Source organism: Phosphitispora fastidiosa (assembly GCF_019008365.1).
Classification (GTDB): Bacteria; Bacillota; Thermincolia; order Thermincolales; family UBA2595; genus Phosphitispora; species Phosphitispora fastidiosa.
Genome location: NZ_JAHHUL010000129.1, coordinates 1 through 271 on the forward strand (window position 1 = coordinate 1; position 271 = coordinate 271).

Sequence of the window (271 nt, forward strand, 5' to 3'; positions counted from 1 at the left end):
GCGCGTATAGGGATGCGTCTGCTCGCTCAGGATCTGCGTGGTTTCGCCGGTGTCCATGACCTCGCCATGCCGCAGCACGGTAATCGAATGGGCCATGCCCGCGACCACGGCGAGGTCGTGGCTGATCAGCAGGAGGCCCATCCGTTCCTCGTCGACGAGGCTTTGCAGTAGGTCGAGAATTTGCGCCTGCAGGACGACATCGAGCGCGGTGGTGGGTTCGTCGGCAATCAGCAGGCGGGGTTTGAGCGCACAGGCAATGGCGATCACCACG

The 271-nt window shown here is 63.5% G+C and carries 1 pseudogene; it reads right to left on the reverse strand.

Annotation, left to right across the window (positions count from 1 at the left end):
* Nucleotides 1-271 (reverse strand): annotated as a pseudogene (locus Ga0451573_RS19220) (ABC transporter ATP-binding protein); the annotation flags it as partial.